The organism is Vibrio coralliirubri, from assembly GCF_024347375.1.
Lineage (GTDB): Bacteria > Pseudomonadota > Gammaproteobacteria > Enterobacterales > Vibrionaceae > Vibrio > Vibrio coralliirubri.
Genome location: NZ_AP025471.1, coordinates 257,832 through 274,399, shown reverse-complemented (window position 1 = coordinate 274,399; position 16,568 = coordinate 257,832). Strand labels below are relative to the sequence as shown.

The 16,568-nt window shown below is 44.6% G+C and carries 16 protein-coding genes; 10 read left to right on the top strand and 6 right to left on the bottom strand.

All coding sequences use genetic code 11. From position 1 onward, the window contains the following. Positions 1 to 150: 150 nt before the first annotated feature. The 7 genes from rbsD to OCV20_RS17830 all read left to right on the top strand — a co-directional run bounded on the left by rbsD (position 151) and on the right by OCV20_RS17830 (position 9,149). Positions 151 to 570: a D-ribose pyranase gene (gene rbsD, locus OCV20_RS17860; protein ID WP_086774225.1), complete on the top strand. Its 420-nt coding sequence runs from the start codon at positions 151 to 153 to the stop codon at positions 568 to 570. A 100-nt stretch (positions 571 to 670) separates the two neighbouring features. Then, on the top strand, positions 671 to 2,176 hold the full coding sequence (gene rbsA / locus OCV20_RS17855; protein ID WP_009844906.1) for a ribose ABC transporter ATP-binding protein RbsA: 1,506 nt from the start codon (positions 671 to 673) through the stop codon (positions 2,174 to 2,176). After that, complete coding sequence (gene rbsC / locus OCV20_RS17850; protein ID WP_017082395.1) at positions 2,173 to 3,159, top strand: ribose ABC transporter permease; 987 nt, start codon at positions 2,173 to 2,175, stop codon at positions 3,157 to 3,159. The genes rbsA and rbsC overlap by 4 nt, the downstream gene beginning before the upstream one ends. Positions 3,160 to 3,285: 126 nt before the next feature. Further along, positions 3,286 to 4,164 (top strand): ribose ABC transporter substrate-binding protein RbsB, encoded by an 879-nt coding sequence (gene rbsB, locus OCV20_RS17845; RefSeq protein ID WP_017058470.1) that lies wholly within the window; start codon positions 3,286 to 3,288, stop codon positions 4,162 to 4,164. Positions 4,165 to 4,369: 205 nt separating this feature from the next. Continuing rightward, complete coding sequence (gene rbsK, locus OCV20_RS17840; protein WP_050633069.1) at positions 4,370 to 5,314, top strand: ribokinase; 945 nt, start codon at positions 4,370 to 4,372, stop codon at positions 5,312 to 5,314. A gap of 152 nt (positions 5,315 to 5,466) precedes the next feature. Beyond that, positions 5,467 to 6,468 (top strand): substrate-binding domain-containing protein, encoded by a 1,002-nt coding sequence (locus OCV20_RS17835; protein ID WP_048613455.1) that lies wholly within the window; start codon positions 5,467 to 5,469, stop codon positions 6,466 to 6,468. Between the two features lie 221 nt (positions 6,469 to 6,689). Then, complete coding sequence (locus OCV20_RS17830) at positions 6,690 to 9,149, top strand: CHASE3 domain-containing protein (protein ID WP_086774224.1); 2,460 nt, start codon at positions 6,690 to 6,692, stop codon at positions 9,147 to 9,149. A gap of 102 nt (positions 9,150 to 9,251) precedes the next feature. On the opposite strand, the gene OCV20_RS17825 is transcribed toward OCV20_RS17830, so the two are convergent. Both OCV20_RS17825 and OCV20_RS17820 read right to left on the bottom strand, forming a co-directional pair. Beyond that, complete coding sequence (locus OCV20_RS17825) at positions 9,252 to 10,043, bottom strand: carbon-nitrogen hydrolase family protein (protein WP_086774223.1); 792 nt, start codon at positions 10,041 to 10,043, stop codon at positions 9,252 to 9,254. Positions 10,044 to 10,205: 162 nt separating this feature from the next. Beyond that, positions 10,206 to 10,628: a lysozyme inhibitor LprI family protein gene (locus OCV20_RS17820; RefSeq protein WP_086774222.1), complete on the bottom strand. Its 423-nt coding sequence runs from the start codon at positions 10,626 to 10,628 to the stop codon at positions 10,206 to 10,208. 372 nt (positions 10,629 to 11,000) lie between these two features. On the opposite strand from OCV20_RS17820, the gene OCV20_RS17815 reads away from it, so the two are divergent. Beyond that, on the top strand, positions 11,001 to 12,572 hold the full coding sequence (locus OCV20_RS17815) for an EAL domain-containing protein (protein ID WP_086774221.1): 1,572 nt from the start codon (positions 11,001 to 11,003) through the stop codon (positions 12,570 to 12,572). Positions 12,573 to 12,668: 96 nt separating this feature from the next. Beyond that, entirely contained in the window at positions 12,669 to 13,067 is a 399-nt protein-coding gene (locus tag OCV20_RS17810; protein WP_048613463.1) for a hypothetical protein, read from the top strand. A gap of 65 nt (positions 13,068 to 13,132) precedes the next feature. Here OCV20_RS17810 and OCV20_RS17805 read toward each other — a convergent pair whose 3' ends face one another. Together OCV20_RS17805 and OCV20_RS17800 are read right to left on the bottom strand one after the other, a co-directional pair. Continuing rightward, the gene (locus tag OCV20_RS17805) at positions 13,133 to 13,651 is read right to left on the bottom strand and encodes a GNAT family N-acetyltransferase (protein ID WP_086774220.1); all 519 of its coding nucleotides are present in this window, start codon (positions 13,649 to 13,651) and stop codon (positions 13,133 to 13,135) included. A gap of 152 nt (positions 13,652 to 13,803) precedes the next feature. Continuing rightward, positions 13,804 to 14,349, bottom strand: coding sequence for a hypothetical protein (locus OCV20_RS17800; protein ID WP_086774219.1), 546 nt, complete (start codon positions 14,347 to 14,349; stop codon positions 13,804 to 13,806). 98 nt (positions 14,350 to 14,447) lie between these two features. Here OCV20_RS17800 and OCV20_RS17795 point away from each other — a divergent pair, with 98 nt between their 5' ends. Further along, entirely contained in the window at positions 14,448 to 15,476 is a 1,029-nt protein-coding gene (locus OCV20_RS17795) for an IS110 family RNA-guided transposase (protein WP_086774218.1), read from the top strand. A gap of 352 nt (positions 15,477 to 15,828) precedes the next feature. Here the strand turns inward: OCV20_RS17795 and OCV20_RS17785 are convergent, their stop codons facing one another. Further along, positions 15,829 to 16,116: a type II toxin-antitoxin system RelE/ParE family toxin gene (locus tag OCV20_RS17785; protein ID WP_005445239.1), complete on the bottom strand. Its 288-nt coding sequence runs from the start codon at positions 16,114 to 16,116 to the stop codon at positions 15,829 to 15,831. Beyond that, positions 16,113 to 16,394 (bottom strand): type II toxin-antitoxin system Phd/YefM family antitoxin, encoded by a 282-nt coding sequence (locus OCV20_RS17780; RefSeq protein WP_000086647.1) that lies wholly within the window; start codon positions 16,392 to 16,394, stop codon positions 16,113 to 16,115. Before OCV20_RS17780 ends, OCV20_RS17785 begins: the two co-directional genes overlap by 4 nt. Positions 16,395 to 16,568: the final 174 nt, after the last annotated feature.

The following is a 16,568-nucleotide window of genomic DNA, read 5'->3' as shown; positions in this document are numbered from 1 at the left end:
ATCGAAACGTTTCGATGATCGTTATCACACTCTAAAACAATCAAACGTGCAAATGATAAATCAGACACTATTATCACTATCGAAACGTTTCGATGGCTTTTCTTGAGTTGTTCTCAACCCATCAAGCGTTATTTTTCGATAGGTCGTGATATGAAAAAAAGTACTCTAATAAACTCTGAACTCTCTTACCTAGTGGCGACTCTTGGCCACACAGATGAAATCACGATTTGTGACGCGGGCCTGCCGATTCCAGACCACGTAACTCGTATTGATCTTGCTTTGACTCACGGTGTCCCAAGCTTTCAGCAAACGGTAAAAACCATGTTGGATGAATCTCAAATCGAAGGCGTTGTGATTGCAGAAGAGTTTGAGAAAGTAAGCCCAGAGCACCACGCAGCGCTGATTGATTTAATCAAGACAGAAGAAGCACGTTGTGGCAAATCGCTTTCTATTACTTACATCACTCATGAAGAATTCAAACAGCGCACGCATGAGAGCCGCGCGGTGATTCGCACTGGTGAATGCACGCCATACGCAAATGTTATTTTCCAAGCTGGCGTAACCTTTTAGCTCAAGCAAAACGCAACGACAGCTCAGTGTCATCACTGAACCAAAAACAATACATATACAGAACAATCAAATACAACTGGCCCCGAGTAAAGGAACCGACATGACTCAAGCCATTTTAGAACTTAGCTCAATTGAGAAAGCCTTCCCTGGTGTTAAAGCACTGGATAAGGCAAGCCTCAACGTTTATCCAGGACGCGTAATGGCGTTAATGGGTGAAAACGGTGCGGGTAAATCAACGCTTATGAAAGTGCTTACAGGTATTTATCACTTGGACGGCGGCACTATCGCCTACCAAGGAAAACCTGCTGCATTTAAAGGGCCACGTGATTCTCAACAAGCAGGCATTAGTATTATTCACCAAGAACTGAATCTAATTCCTGAATTGACCATCGCCGAGAACATCTTCTTAGGTCGTGAAATCACAGGCACTATGGGTCGCATCTTGTGGAACGAGATGTACCAAGAAGCAGACAAGCTACTTAAGCGCCTTAACGTGAAACACAGCTCGAAAACACCTTTAGGCCAGTTGAGCCTTGGTGAGCAGCAAATGGTAGAGATCGCGAAAGCACTATCGTTTGAATCTAAAGTCATCATCATGGATGAACCAACCGATGCGCTAACCGATACCGAAACTGAATCTCTGTTTAAGGTGATTAATGAACTGCGCGATGAAGGCTGTGGCATTGTTTACATCTCTCACCGTTTGAAAGAGATCTTCGAGATTTGTGATGACATCACCGTGCTTCGTGACGGTAAGTTCATTGGTCAGTGTGAAGTAAAAGACACCGACGAAGATGGCCTAATCGAAATGATGGTTGGTCGTAAGCTAGACGAACAATATCCACGTATCGGCCAGAGCCACGGTGAAACTTGTCTTGAAGTAATTGGCCTGACGGGTTCTGGTGTTCACGATGTGAGCTTTACGCTAAAACGCGGTGAAATCCTGGGTGTATCTGGCCTAATGGGCGCAGGTCGTACCGAACTGATGAAAGTGATTTACGGTGCCCTTCCAAGTGAACGCGGCGTCATCAACCTAGAAAACAAAACCATCAACCCTGTAAGCCCGAAAGACGGCTTGGCCAATGGCATTGCTTACATCTCTGAAGACCGTAAAGGCGATGGCTTAGTGCTTGGGCTTTCTGTTAAAGAAAACATGTCGTTATGTTCGCTTGACCTACTGACAAAGAGCGGTCAAATCCAACATAAAGACGAAGTGATTGCAGTTGATGACTTCATCAAGCTATTCAACATCAAAACCCCGACTCGCGAACAGATTATTGGCAACCTTTCTGGTGGTAACCAACAGAAAGTGGCTATCGCTAAGGGCTTGATGACCAAACCAAAAGTACTGATTCTCGATGAGCCAACGCGTGGTGTCGATGTCGGTGCTAAGAAAGAGATTTACCAACTCATTAATAAATTTAAAGCTGACGGCATGAGCATCATCTTAGTCTCATCTGAAATGCCAGAAGTGTTAGGAATGAGTGACCGCATCATGGTGATGCATGAAGGCCGTGTAAGCGGTGAATTTGATGCTAAAGAAGCAAACCAAGAATTATTACTGGCGTGTGCGGTCGGTAAAAAGATCAACGAGGACGCAGCATGAGTACTAAAACCATGAGCAAAACAACTGAAGCTCCAAAGAAAAAACCGTTAATCAGCAAAGAGTGGCTGATTGATCAAAAGTCATTGATTGCTTTGATCTTCCTGATTGTTGTCGTTTCTTTCTTAAACCCGAACTTCTTTACTGTCGACAACATCCTTAACATTCTGCGCCAAACCTCGGTTAACGCAATTATCGCTGTAGGTATGACTCTAGTTATCTTAACCGCGGGTATCGACTTGAGTGTTGGCTCTGTACTGGCACTTTGTGGTGCATTCGCAGCCAGCATGATTGGCATGGAAATCCCAGTGATGATCGCAGTGCCAACCGCTCTTGTAGCAGGTGCAGCATTAGGTGCAATCAGTGGCGTGATTATCGCCAAGGGTAAGGTTCAAGCCTTCATCGCAACGCTTGTGACTATGACTCTATTGCGCGGCGTGACCATGGTTTACACCGATGGTCGTCCTATCTCGACTGGCTTTACAGATACAGCAGACGCATTCGCTTGGTTCGGTACAGGCTACGCAATGGGCATCCCAGTTCCAGTATGGATCATGGTCGTGGTATTCGCAGCGGTATGGTACCTACTTAACCACACACGCTTTGGCCGTTACGTTTACGCTCTAGGTGGCAACGAATCAGCAACTCGCCTATCAGGCATCGACGTAGACAAAGTAAAAATCGGCGTTTACGCAATCTGTGGTCTGTTAGCAGCGGTTGCAGGCATCATCGTAGCATCTCGTTTGTCCTCAGCTCAACCTACCGCAGGTATGGGTTATGAATTAGACGCCATTGCAGCCGTAGTTCTAGGCGGAACAAGCTTAGCCGGCGGTCGTGGTCGCATCATGGGCACATTGATTGGTGCTCTCATTATCGGCTTCCTAAACAACGCCCTAAACCTATTAGACGTATCTTCTTACTACCAGATGATTGCAAAAGCAGTGGTTATTCTTCTGGCGGTATTGGTCGACAACAAAAACAAATAAACCTATTCACACTCTAGGTTAATACAAGTAACACCCTGTTTTACCTTAAAATATTAGAATCTATAAATAATGTAACTACGAGCTAGGACTCACCTCCTAGCTCACCCTACACAAAGGACTTACACCATGAAAAAATTAGCGACTCTTATTTCTGCTGCTCTTCTTTCTACAACGGTATCTGTGTCTGCACAGGCGCAAGATACAATGGCAATCGTTCTGTCTACATTGAACAACCCATTCTTCGTAACCATGAAAGATGGCGCAGAAGCGAAAGCGGAAGAGCTAGGCTACAAGCTTATCGTTCTTGATTCTCAAAACGACCCAAGCAAAGAGCTTTCGAACATTGAAGATCTAACCATTCGTGGTGTTAAAGCAATCCTGATTAACCCAACGGATTCAGACGCTGTGTCTAACGCGATTCGTATTGCTAACCGCTCAGACATCCCTGTACTAACGCTAGACCGTGGTGCAAGCCGTGGTGACGTAGTGAGCCACATCGCTTCTGATAACGTAATCGGCGGCGAAATGGCAGGCCACTTCATCATGGAAAAAGTGGGCGAAAAAGCGAAAGTAATCCAACTTGAAGGTATCGCTGGTACTTCTGCTGCTCGTGAACGTGGTGAAGGCTTCATGAACGCAGTAAACGGCAGCGACCTTGAGCTTCTAGCAAGCCAACCTGCTGACTTCGACCGTACTAAAGGTCTGAACGTAATGGAAAACTTGCTTGCTGCTAACCCAGATGTACAAGCAGTATTCGCTCAAAACGATGAAATGGCTCTAGGTGCTCTTCGCGCAGTTCAAGCTTCAGGTAAAGAAGTGATGATCGTTGGCTTTGATGGCACTGAAGACGGCATCGCAGCAGTTAACCGCGGCCTACTTGGCGCAACGGTTGCACAACAGCCTGACCTAATCGGTTCTCTAGGTATCGAAATGGCAGACAAAGTACTGAAAGGCGAAACAGTAGACGAGTACGTACCAGTACCTCTAAAAATCATCGCTAAGTAATCATTACTAGATAACGCGATATAAAGCAGGGGTCCCCTATCCCCTGCTTTGCTTAGCTCATTAGCTCAAGACAAAAGCAAAAACCCGATAGTGCATCGCTGTTTCTCATAAGCCGCTAACAAGGCTAGCAATCAACGTAATGCGAATTAACGTAATGAGAAAGACCCATGCATTTTCAAATACGATATATCATAAGGCTCGTATCATGACTCAACTGATTGTTTTAGGTAGCGTTAACGCTGACCACGTACTGCAAGTTCCTTCGTTCCCTCGTCCGGGTGAAACCTTGATTGGCGGTAACTATCAGGTCATTCCTGGCGGCAAAGGCGCAAACCAAGCCGTAGCGGCAGCAAGATTAAACGCAGACATTGGCTTCATCGCCTGTGTTGGTGACGACCCATTTGGCGTCAACATTCGTCAAGATTTTGCTAAAGATGGTATCAACATCGACGGTGTGATCGTTGCGGACAACACGCCGACTGGCATTGCGATGATCCAAGTATCAGCAACCGGCGAAAACAGCATTTGTCTTTCTGCGGAAGCGAACGACAAGCTGACTTGCGATCAAATCGAGCCGCATCTAGAGAAGATTCGCGGCGCTAAATACTTGCTGACTCAGCTTGAAACGCCAATTGAAGGCATTGAATACGCTGCGAAAGTAGCAAAAGAGAGTGGCACGCAAGTCATTCTAAACCCGGCTCCTGCTCGTCCATTATCGGATTCACTGCTTGCTTGTGTTGACGTGATTACACCCAACGAAACCGAAGCTGAAGTGCTAACGGGTATTACCGTGACGGACAATGCATCTGCTCACCAGGCTGCGTTGGCTCTGCATGCTAAAGGCATCGAAACAGTAATGATCACCCTTGGCGCGAAAGGCGTTTGGGTGAGTCATCGCGGTCAAGGCAATGAAGCCAGCGAAGGTGAATTAATCGCAGGTTTCCGTGTTGAAGCAACAGATACAACTGCCGCAGGTGACACCTTTAACGGCGCGTTGGTGACAGGCTTGCTTGAAGATATGCCACTTGAGCGTGCGATTAAATTTGCCCACGCTGCAGCTGCTATCTCTGTGACACGCTTTGGTGCTCAAACGTCGATTCCAAGCCGTGCTGAAACCGATGCGTTTTTGGCAGAGCAACTGTCTGCTTAGTTTGATACCTATTTGAAGGCTTAACTCCTGAGCTAAACCGTGGTTAACGGATGTTAGCCTTCAAATTCGGTAACAACAAACAACAAGCATAAGCCCCTGTTTTCAGGCAGAATATCGCCCAACGTGGAAGGTTATTCCCACAAGGATTATTTATGGCAACAATGAAAGACATCGCACGGCTCGCAAAGGTTTCGACTTCTACCGTGAGCCACGTGATCAACAAATCACGCTTTGTCAGTGAAGAGATTGCTGAGCGTGTTAACAGTGCGGCTAAAGAACTCAACTATGCGCCTTCTGCATTGGCTCGCAGCTTGAAAATGAAGCAAACCAAAACCTTGGGAATGCTAGTGACCACATCCACCAACCCATTCTTTGGCGAAGTGGTGAAAGGTGTCGAACGTCGTTGCTACGAAAAAGGCTACAACCTTATCTTGTGTAACACCGAAGGCGACAGCGAACGCATGAAATCCTCTATCGATACCTTGCTGCAGAAGCGTGTCGATGGCCTAATGCTGATGTGTTCAACCCTTGAAGGCGAGCACATTGACGTATTTGAACGCTACCCAGAATTACCTGTTGTGGTAATGGACTGGGGCCCTATGTTGTTTGCGAGCGATAAGATCCAAGACAACTCGCACCAAGGTGGCTACATGGCGACTAAGCACCTGATTGATAATGGCCATTCTCAAATTGGTTGTATCACAGGCCCACTGCACCGCAATCAAGCTTCGTCTCGTTATCAAGGCTTCAAGCAAGCAATGGAAGAAGCCAATTTAGAGATCAACCCTAAGTGGATTGTTGAATCCAACTTTGAATGTGACGGTGGTTTTGACTCTTACCAAACATTAAAAACTCGTGGCGAAATGCCGTCTGCCTTGTTCGTCAGTAACGATATGATGGCGATGGGCGTGATTCACGCTGCGGCGCAAGATGGCACATCGATTCCGAATGATCTGTCTATCATTGGCTACGATGACATCCACCTGTCGAAGTACATGACACCCGCGTTAAGCACTGTCCACCAGCCAAAACATCGTTTAGGTAAAGCCGCAGTGGATACGCTTTTGAGCAGATTACAAACTCCAGATGCTTATCCGCAAGTCGTTGAACTTGAACCTACTCTTGTTGAACGAAGCAGCGTAAAAGCGCTTTAATACTCGCCACACTCATCACACCGTTGAAAGCTAGCTTATTGAGCTAGCTTTTTTGTCTTTGAAACATAATAACGCCGCTTAATCGCCCCTAAAATGCCGTTAATATGCGAAACTTACACGCTAAAGTATGTATTTACACACTCAGCAACTATTTGCGCACTTAACGACTGATTATCATCTACACTAACATTGAATAACAACGACATGGAGAGCGCTGTTTTATGATCGCGGGTTGGTTTGACAATATATCCCTACAGAAAAAGCTATTAGTCAGCTTTTTGATTCCTATCGCTTTGATGCTTATCGTGGCTTTTTCTGTCCATGAAAACACCCGAACGGTTGTAAAAGACAATAGTTGGGTTGTACACACACATAAAGCCATCGCTCGGGCTCAAGAACTTCTCAGCTTAACAGTCGACATAGAAACGGCTGAACGTGGTTACTTGATCACGGGTGATCCTGTTTTTTTAGAACCCTACCATTTAGCTCTTGATGTATGGCCTCAAAAACTCCAAACCCTTGCGAATCAAGTGAGTGATAACCCACCTCAAGTAGAACGCCTATATAGAATCGATGATATTCATAAAACATGGCTGAAACAGTCTGGAGAGAAAGAGATCAATCAACGCAGCCTTGTCAATAAAGGCGAAGCTGAAATACAAAGTGTCATCGACCTCACTCAGCAGCAAACCGGAAAAAAATTGATTGATGAGATCCGCCAAGAGATTGCTCAATTCATTGAAATTGAACAACAACTTATTATTCTCAGGGTCGAAAAATCGGAGAGCTCAGCCAATCAAACCAGCTACATATTAATCCTCGGAACACTGTTTTCCGTGTTCATCTCACTCCTTGTTGCTGCGTGGGCGTCAAAGCGTATTAATCGAAGATTACACACCCTACTTGAGGCCACTAACCAAGTTGCCGCTGGCCATTTGGATCAAGGTGCTGCAACTCTGGAGTTGAGTTCGAATATAAACACCCAAGACGAAATCGCTCATCTCAAACAAAGCTTTCAAAAAATGACAGCCAATTTGATCAGTAATGACAGTGAAATGAGAGCGAAAACTCAGGAGCTAATCGCCGAACGAACCAAAGCTGAAGCCGCAGTAAAAGCTAAGGGCGATTTTCTGTCTACCATGAGCCACGAGATCAGAACGCCAATGAACGGCGTTCTTGGAATATCTCAAATCATTGCAAGCCAGACCCAAGAACCCGAAACAAAAGAGAACATCAACATCATTCTCGATTCTGGTCACCACTTGATGACGATACTCAACGACATTCTGGACTTCTCAAAAGTCGAAGAAAACAAGCTTGAGCTAGACGTGGCTCCCTTTAACTTTGTTCAAGTCATGCAGCCTGTATGCAGCGCACTAAAACCCTTAGCGGATGAAAAAGGCATTCGCCTGTTGATCGAAAATAACATACCGAAAAACATCCAACTCGTCGGAGACTGTGCAAGGCTACGTCAAATCATGTTCAACTTGGGTGGCAATGCGACCAAATTCACCAAAGAAGGTCATGTGTCCATTCAAGCTGACCTCAATCGCCCCAACAATCAACTGATTCTCACGGTAACAGACACCGGGGTTGGTATTCCGAAAGATAAGCACGAGCAGGTATTCAATTCGTTCGAACAAGCCGACACTTCCACAACAAGGAAGTTTGGCGGAACAGGGCTTGGCCTCGCAATCGTCAAGAACCTAGTCAACCTCATGAACGGAGAAATCACATTAACCAGTGCTGTTGGGCTTGGTACAAAATTCCAAGTCTCTCTGCCTATCACATGGCAAGAAAGCAAAGCGAAAGACATCGCTACCCATACAGTCGATGCAGAAACCCTCAGTTATGACTCGTTAAGTATCCTGTTGGTGGAAGATAACCGTATTAATGCAATTGTTGCACAAGGCTTCTGTGAAAAACTCGGCCATCATGTCGATCATGCGGAGAACGGAAAATTGGCGATTGAACGCCTCAAAACCACTCAATATGACCTTATCTTGATGGACAATCATATGCCTGAAATGAACGGGGTCGAAACAACACATCACATCCGCGAAAAACTGAAACTCGATACCTTGATATTCGCTTACACGGCCGATGTATTCCGTGAGGCGCATGACAACTTTATTCAGGCAGGTGTCGACCATATTCTGACCAAGCCTCTGCAGCAAGAGAGTTTCTTCGACGCCCTACAACAGTTCTCAAGTCGATTACCGAAACAAACCTCAGCCGAAGGTTCGAGTGAGAATGAAAATATTGTCGAGCTTCATCGTAAGCCTATTGAAACGTTAAGGTTAACGGAAGAAGAGATCAGCCATTCAGAAGTGATACACATACTGAAAGACGACACGGAAGGGTTCAGCTTACTCATCGACTCAACCATTATTGAATTCGAACAGTCGGTTGACCGCGTCATCGAATACTATTTAGCGAAAGAATTAGAGCCACTTTGTCGCACCCTGCACTCCATTAAAGGCATGTCACTGAACTTAGGTCTTAACATGCTTTCTAAGCAGGCATTGGAACTAGAAGTCGAAGCCAAAAATCAACAACTGCCGGATATTGAACGACTGCAAAAACTGCTCAATCGCCTTATGGTCAATATCCATCAAGCTCAGCGGATGAAAAACGCCCACTCAGTCGAACAGCTGAATCAAATGAACGATCAAGCTTAAGAACGCTTGGTTCTCAAACTAAAACGCAAGGCTTAATCACCTTGCGTTTTTCGATCTTATACCGCGCTAGTCTCTGTTCTAGCGATTTAACGGTTTAACGGTTTAACGGTCTAAGAGAGCGGTGATTTGCTGAATCTCATCTTCAACATCAACGCCATTGTATTGCGGCGCAATCGAGAGATCTTGAATACTCACGGTTTCTACCGATTGCTTGTCGTTGAGTTGAATCATTAACTCCCCTTTGGGTGAGTAGACTCTGCTTCCACCACAATAAGTCGCGGTAAACGAATCAACCACATCCTGTCCAACCCGATTACACGTCACCACATGACAACCTTCTTCTAAAGCCCTTGCTTGAGCAATAGCAAAGCTGTGATGCCCACCGAAGTTGGCAGGGTGAAGAATAACGTCGACCGACTGATAGGCTCTCATGATCTCTGGGAACCAAATATCAAAGCAAATCGCGACACCAAACTTCAAGCCTTTGTGCTCAAACGTGAGGCGTTCCTCCCCTCTCGAGAAATACTGCTTATCGAATTTGGTTTGACTGATTTTTCTGTATTTGTGTCGTAAACCGGAAGAGTCCACAACCACCACACTGTTGTAATATTGGCCGCTATCTTTCTCGGCAATACCCGCAACAATCAAGGTGTGATGCCTCGCTGCCATCTCAGTTAATGAGTCAATGGTAATGCTGTCGGCGAAGTCTTCAGCCAATTCGTGAATTTCTTCAGCCTCGTTAAAAATATACCCAGTAGTGAACAGTTCAGGCAGTAAAGTAATATCACCGACTGACGACTCCGCTTGCAAAAGATCAGAGACCGAATCAATGTTCTTTTGTTTGCTCTTGTATTCAACTTCAAGCTGAATAAGGGTGAAACTGACATTATTCAAAATCGAATCCTTGCTAGGTAATACTTAAAGCTGTAATGCTTCAAGCTGGAGACTAAGAACTAGAGACTAAGAACGAAAGAGTAAGGCAATCCCCTATCGTTTTCTTATTCGCACGCCAAAGGTTGAAGCAGGTGCACAGTCCTGTACGCATTTCAAATCGGCCTACGGCGCTAATTTAGGCTCTGATAAAACGGGAGGCGTGCTGTCCATATAGGTTAAGAAATTCGCCCACACCTTATGCGTGCGCTGCTTGGTTAACCTTGTCTTGCAGGAAAGCGCCATAACCCCTCGAATGGAACCATCACGCCATTGGGTGTACACCGAGTCACAATGCGCTGTCATGTACACCTGCCAGCTCTCCTGAGCCTTCTTAATTGATGCCACCAGCTCAGCATCATAAGCATTGTGCTCAAAGCTGGCTGCAAGGTATTTATCCAGTTCCGCTTGTGCAGATTCCAACTCAATTGCCGCACACTGATTGATCTCGATGGTATTCATCGCATTCTCGCAATCAACAACACCGTCATCGGCCAACGCAGAGAATGAGAAGCACAACGCTATGAGTGCTGATATCAGTTTTTTCATAAACATCCCTTATGCTGTCACCACCAAAACGAATCGTGTCGTGACTTTATTAATTTAAACATGGCTCAATATTCAGCTCATTCAACTCATTCAACTCATTCAACTCATTCAACTCATTCAGCCAGACCAAATAACAATAAAATTTATCAGGACATAAACATTTGTTATCCGCATGAATCATCAAAAATGACGCCTCGATAACTCAAATAAACGAGATAACGCTCAGATTTAGCTGGTAAAACTAGAAAACATATTATTTATATCAATAATTCGTGCCTACATTCACAATATTAATTATTTATATTGCTACGTAATCGTTAACTTTATAAATTAAATCGAATGCTCACATAAATCGGTAACGCTTCTCCAACTATGGATATCAAGTACCAAAACATTGCCAAGACTTCATTTTACTTTGCCATTTCTTTCTTTTTTTCCATGGCAATGCTCATTCCTTTTACACCGTATCACTACCAAACATTAACCGAAGACACATCAAGGTTAGTCGAAACCAGGTTAGAAGGGATCCAATCAAGGTTCGACCGTTTTTTATCTGAAGTTAGACCTGAACAGTCTTGCGACGCGATCGTTAGACAGCTTCGACAAAACGTTTTTGAAGCCGATTGGGTAAAAGAAGCAGCGGTATTCAATAAACAGAACCGATTTTACTGTTCAACCACCGATGGTGACGTTTCATTTCGCCTATACAGCGCCATCAGGCAGCGACTCAACGACGATCCGAATTTAACGACCCTGTCGTATTCCAACTCGGCCATCACGCAAGTTCAGTCCATCATGCTCATTTTCTCGAACAAAGAAGATGCCGGAGTGAGCCTGATGATTCCGCCACACTTCATCTATGACCTTGTTGAAACAAATCTTAGCAACCATGGAATACAGGCCAAAGTTGAAGTGATCAAAAGAGATATCCACCCTACCGATATTGACTCCTCAATCGCCAAGGTGCGGATACAATCAAACACCTACCCATTGACCATCACCTCATACATTGGGTATCAGTTTTATCTTCACTTCATGTTGAGCTATTTATGGTTTGGCTTTTTGATGGCCGGAATCACCACCATTATTCTCCTTTCCATCAAGCATAAAAAGCAGAGCCAACGCAGCTTAGAATATTCGCTTTCAAGTGCGCTAAAAAACCAGCACCTTCATGTTCACATGCAGCCCATCGTTAACCAAAACACCAATGAGATCGTCGGCTGTGAGTCGTTATTACGATGGAACGACCCAATTGAAGGTAACGTCTCCCCTGCTATTTTCATTCCGCTTGCTGAAAGCTTAGGGTTGATTGAGGAGCTCACCTACTTCGTGCTGCGCAAAGTATTAATGACGTTGAAAAGCAATCAAGATGTGTTCGACTCAAAGTACATCAGCGTCAACATCAGCCGCAACGTTGTGTCCAACAGTAACTTCTCTAACAAGGTGATCAGCATCTTTAAAAGACACCCTGAGATTCTCAAGCAGGTGGTTTTCGAAGTAACCGAAGATGGTGAATGTTCTGATGCCGACATGGTCAAAATTAGAGACAACCTAACCAAGCTATCAAACATGGGCGTAAGAGTTGCGATTGATGATTTTGGTACAGGCTACGCAGGGTTAGATTTTGTAAGGCAGTTCCCGTTTAGCATTCTCAAGATTGATCGCGTGTTCGTGAAAAACATATCCGACGAATCCAGCTTTGGTCTCCCTCTGCTAGAGTCCATGCTTCAACTATCACGCACCTTAGGCATGCAAGTCATCGTCGAAGGTGTCGAGTACGAATCCCAAGTGAAAATCTTATCTAAGCTTGGTGTCGACTATATCCAAGGCTTCTATTTTTATAAGCCGATGCCGATAAACCTGACTATCAGCTTACTCAAGCAACAGCATTTTGAGTCCGATAACGTTGAGGAACAAACCAACCAGACATTTCCTGTTACATAAGCCACTGAAAAACTGCGAAAGAAAACGAGAAGGCTATGGGTCTCCTTTGATGAACATTTAAATCATCGCATCATTGAATGCATCACAAGGGATATCATGGAAAAGACACTTCAAACTAAACTGGCAACTAGCCTACTACTGCTGAGAATCGGCATTTTTATCGTCTTCTTATTCTGGGGCTTGGATAAGATCCTTGTCCCGGAGCACGCGACAAAAGTACTGTCCGGCTTTTACGGCATCGACATCTCGAACAATGCGATGATGGCTCTGGGTGTCGCGCAGCTCGGATTTTTAGGCGCATTCGTTGTAGGTATGTGGAAAAAATACACCTACGGAGCCATTTTAGTTCTGCACGCAGGCTCAACCTTTTCCTCTTTTGGAAAATACATGGACCCGTTCAACAACCTACTGTTCTTCGCCTCTTGGCCAATGCTCGCAGCCTGTGTCGCAATCTTCTTACTCCGCGACTACGACACTTACAGCGTTTCCAACTAACACAAAGGGCGCCTGTAAATGGCGCCCTGTTTGGTTGGGTTGATTCTTAAACGTTTGTTATACCGCTACTCGCAGCGAATCCAATACCTTGCCAACAGGTTAGGAAAGACCTTGCCCATTACTATATTTTCAAGCTCTCCCCCATTGGCTTCGATAACTTTACGTGAGGCATAATTATCTTCATCGGCGGTAACCAAAGCCCGATTTATTCCAAGCGCTTTCGCTTCGATCAGCGCAAGTTTAAGTATTTGCTTTCCATAGCCTCGACCGCGAAATGAAGGCGCAATATCATAGCCAATATGACCTGCTTCCAACGACAAAAACTCATTCTCGATGTTATGACGAACTCTTATAGCACCGATAATATTGCCGTGAGAATCTACTAGCCAGAAATGACTACATGGAACATAGCCCTCTCTGAGATTAATACCCTTTGATTCATCACTCAGACGCTGAACATAAGATGAAAAACTAGTTTCGCATTCACTGTAATACTCTGAATTATCAACGTCTTTGTCAGCAAAATCTCTATACATAACCAGAAAAGCTGATTCTAGTTCTCGTGACGGTGAAACTAACTCCATGTTAATTTTTCTCCTTTCGGTATAACGCCACGTTAAGTAGTGAGCAACGCTACCACCAAACTAAGCATTACCACCATAAACACAAAGCCCAACGATTAAAACTGAAAATACCAAGCGTTGCGAATCTGCTTAAATTGTTTGTTAAATGGCTACTAAATCTGCCCACATATTTCATACAAAGTCACGTTCTGAGACTCATATATTAACCTACGAACACTTGGGTCAGTATCGCTTTGATAGAGTGTCATTTTACTCTCGAGTAGTGATTCACCATCAACCAGCGCTACGCTTTTACCTTTATAGATTGCCCACTCTATCGCACGTAGCAGCCCTACATACATGTGCGTTCTAACTAATTCAGGTGAGTCTTCATAACCGTCAATTGAACTAAGAAACACCTCGAATTCAACTCCTTCATTGGATTGTTGTTGGTTTAATGCATGTAACAACCGTTCCTTTGATTCAGCTACATATGACTTGTTTGCCGACATATTAGAACTGACTATTTGACGTATATCTTTAACGAGAACCTCTATAGCACTTCTGTCAGAATACGTGAGATGCAGTGAAGCATCACTGTCTGGTGCAATATGCTCGATCGATTTAGAACCTATTAAATCGAACTTCATTGAATCGCAGTCTGCGTTTGCTGATAAAGTAAAACCCAAACACATCATACCTATAAGTAGTTTTCGCATGGTGCCTCCTAGCCATTTAACGAATGATATGGACTCCCTCTACCTGACACTCTGCGTGCCATACTTACTTAGTACACGCTGAAGAACTGGAGGTTACTATGTCCACCATTCAAACTATTGGCGTTGACCTCGCCAAGAATGTGTTCAGTATTCACGGCGTTGATGCATATGGCAAGTGTGTTCTACGCAAAACTGTCAAAAGAAACAAACTCTTAGACACATTCGCGAAGTTACCGCCCTGCCTCATCGGTATGGAGGCGTGCTCTGGTGCACACCACTGGGCGAGAGAGCTACTGAAACTCGGTCATAACCCGAAAATTATGGCGTCCAAATTCGTTATTCCATATCGACAAAATGAGAAGAACGATGCCAATGACGCGGAGGCCATCTGTGAAGCGGTATCTAGACCCAAAACACGATTTGTCTCTATAAAAAGTGAAGAGCAACAAGCTGTGCTTTGCCTGCATCGTATTCGACAGGGGCTAATTAAAACAAGAACGGCGACTATTAACCAGCTCAGAGGTTTGCTTTCCGAATTTGGTATTGTGATGCCTCAGGGGCGCTACTCGGCTCAAAACACTATTGGTAGTGTCCTTGAAGATGCAGGAAATGGGCTGCCTATACTCGCTCGAGAGCTACTTCAAGATCTATCAAACAAGATTCAAAACCTTAACCTAGAAGTACTGCACTATGATCGCAGAGTCTCTGCTTTAATCCGAGAGATGGCATCAGCCAAAACCCTCATGGATATTCCAGGTGTCGGTGAACACAGTGCAAGTGCCATTGTCGCGACAGTCAATGACGCCAAACAATTTGGCTCCAGCCGCCAATTCGCTGCTTGGATAGGGTTGGTTCCAAGACAATACTCAACAGGTGGTCATGTTCATCTTGGTCGCATCAGCAAAAGAGGCGAAAAACACATTCGCACTCTACTTATTCATGGCGCAAGAGCCGTTATTGCACGATGTAAAGAGAAAACCGATCGCAACAGTATTTGGTTAAATCAACTCGTTGAACGACGAGGTTATAAACGAGCAGCTGTCGCCCTAGCAGCAAAGAACGCTCGTATAATATGGGCATTATTAACAACGGGAAAAGAGTACAAGATTAACTATGTAAACGGTTAACACTCACCGAGTCAAAGCAATAGCAAATGATGACAATATGACCAGACCGAGATGCCTAAACCTGTTTAATTGGGAAGTAATAAATACTGTTTAACGAATGAGGCTGGCATCAAGCGAATATCATCAAGGTGACGGAACGAATCCGATTAAACACCGAATGTAGAGCTGCTGTCCGATCCACTGTTGTCAGCGGGAGCTATTGTTGACAAAAGAGGGAGTCCATGTAGCCCTGTTAAGGTGTGAGCAAGGCAATACCGATGCCGCCGCATACCACCTTAAACACTAAACGCAACGCATAGTGAAAATGCCACGCGTTGCGAATCACTCTTAAACAGTTTGTTATAACACAGTTTTACACGTCATCTTCCGATAAAATTTGACGACAATTACGAACTGTTAGTACGCGGATTTCGTGACTTAAACTGTAGATAATACGATAGTGACCAAAGATGATTTCGCGATAGTTCGTGTGGGGCATTTCAGGAACAAACCGCCCCATTTCAGGCATACTTCCAAGTAGTTCAGTTTTATCAAAAACTTCGTTTACCCACCTCTCTGCTGCAGGTGGGTTATCCAAAGAAATAAACTCCGCTGCATCACCTAGTTTCTGAAGTGCTAATGGAGACCAGACTACTTTCATTTTTTAATGCGCCCAAGTACTTGAGCACGCGCATCATCATTGGAAACACCGAGACCAGAAGCTAACTGAGCTTCTGCTGTGCGCATTTCTTCCAGTAATTCGATTTTCTCTTGCATTGCTTCATACTCAGCAACATCGAGAACAACAGCAACACCTTTGCCACGTTGCGTAATAACCAATGGACGACGAGTCTCATTGATTTGTTTGATGTATGAAGCTACACCGGCACGAAACTCAGACAAAGGCTGAATATCTTGATCGAAATGAATACGACTCATATTGAACTCCAGTTAGTACAAAATAACGTACAAATAATAGTTCAACTGCCCCTTTTGAGCAAGAAGTTGATTCTGTGTTATAACGCCCTGCTAAGGGGTGAGCAACGCAATACCGATGTCGCCGAAAACCACCTTAATCACTAAATTCAACGCATAGTGAAAATGCCACGCGTT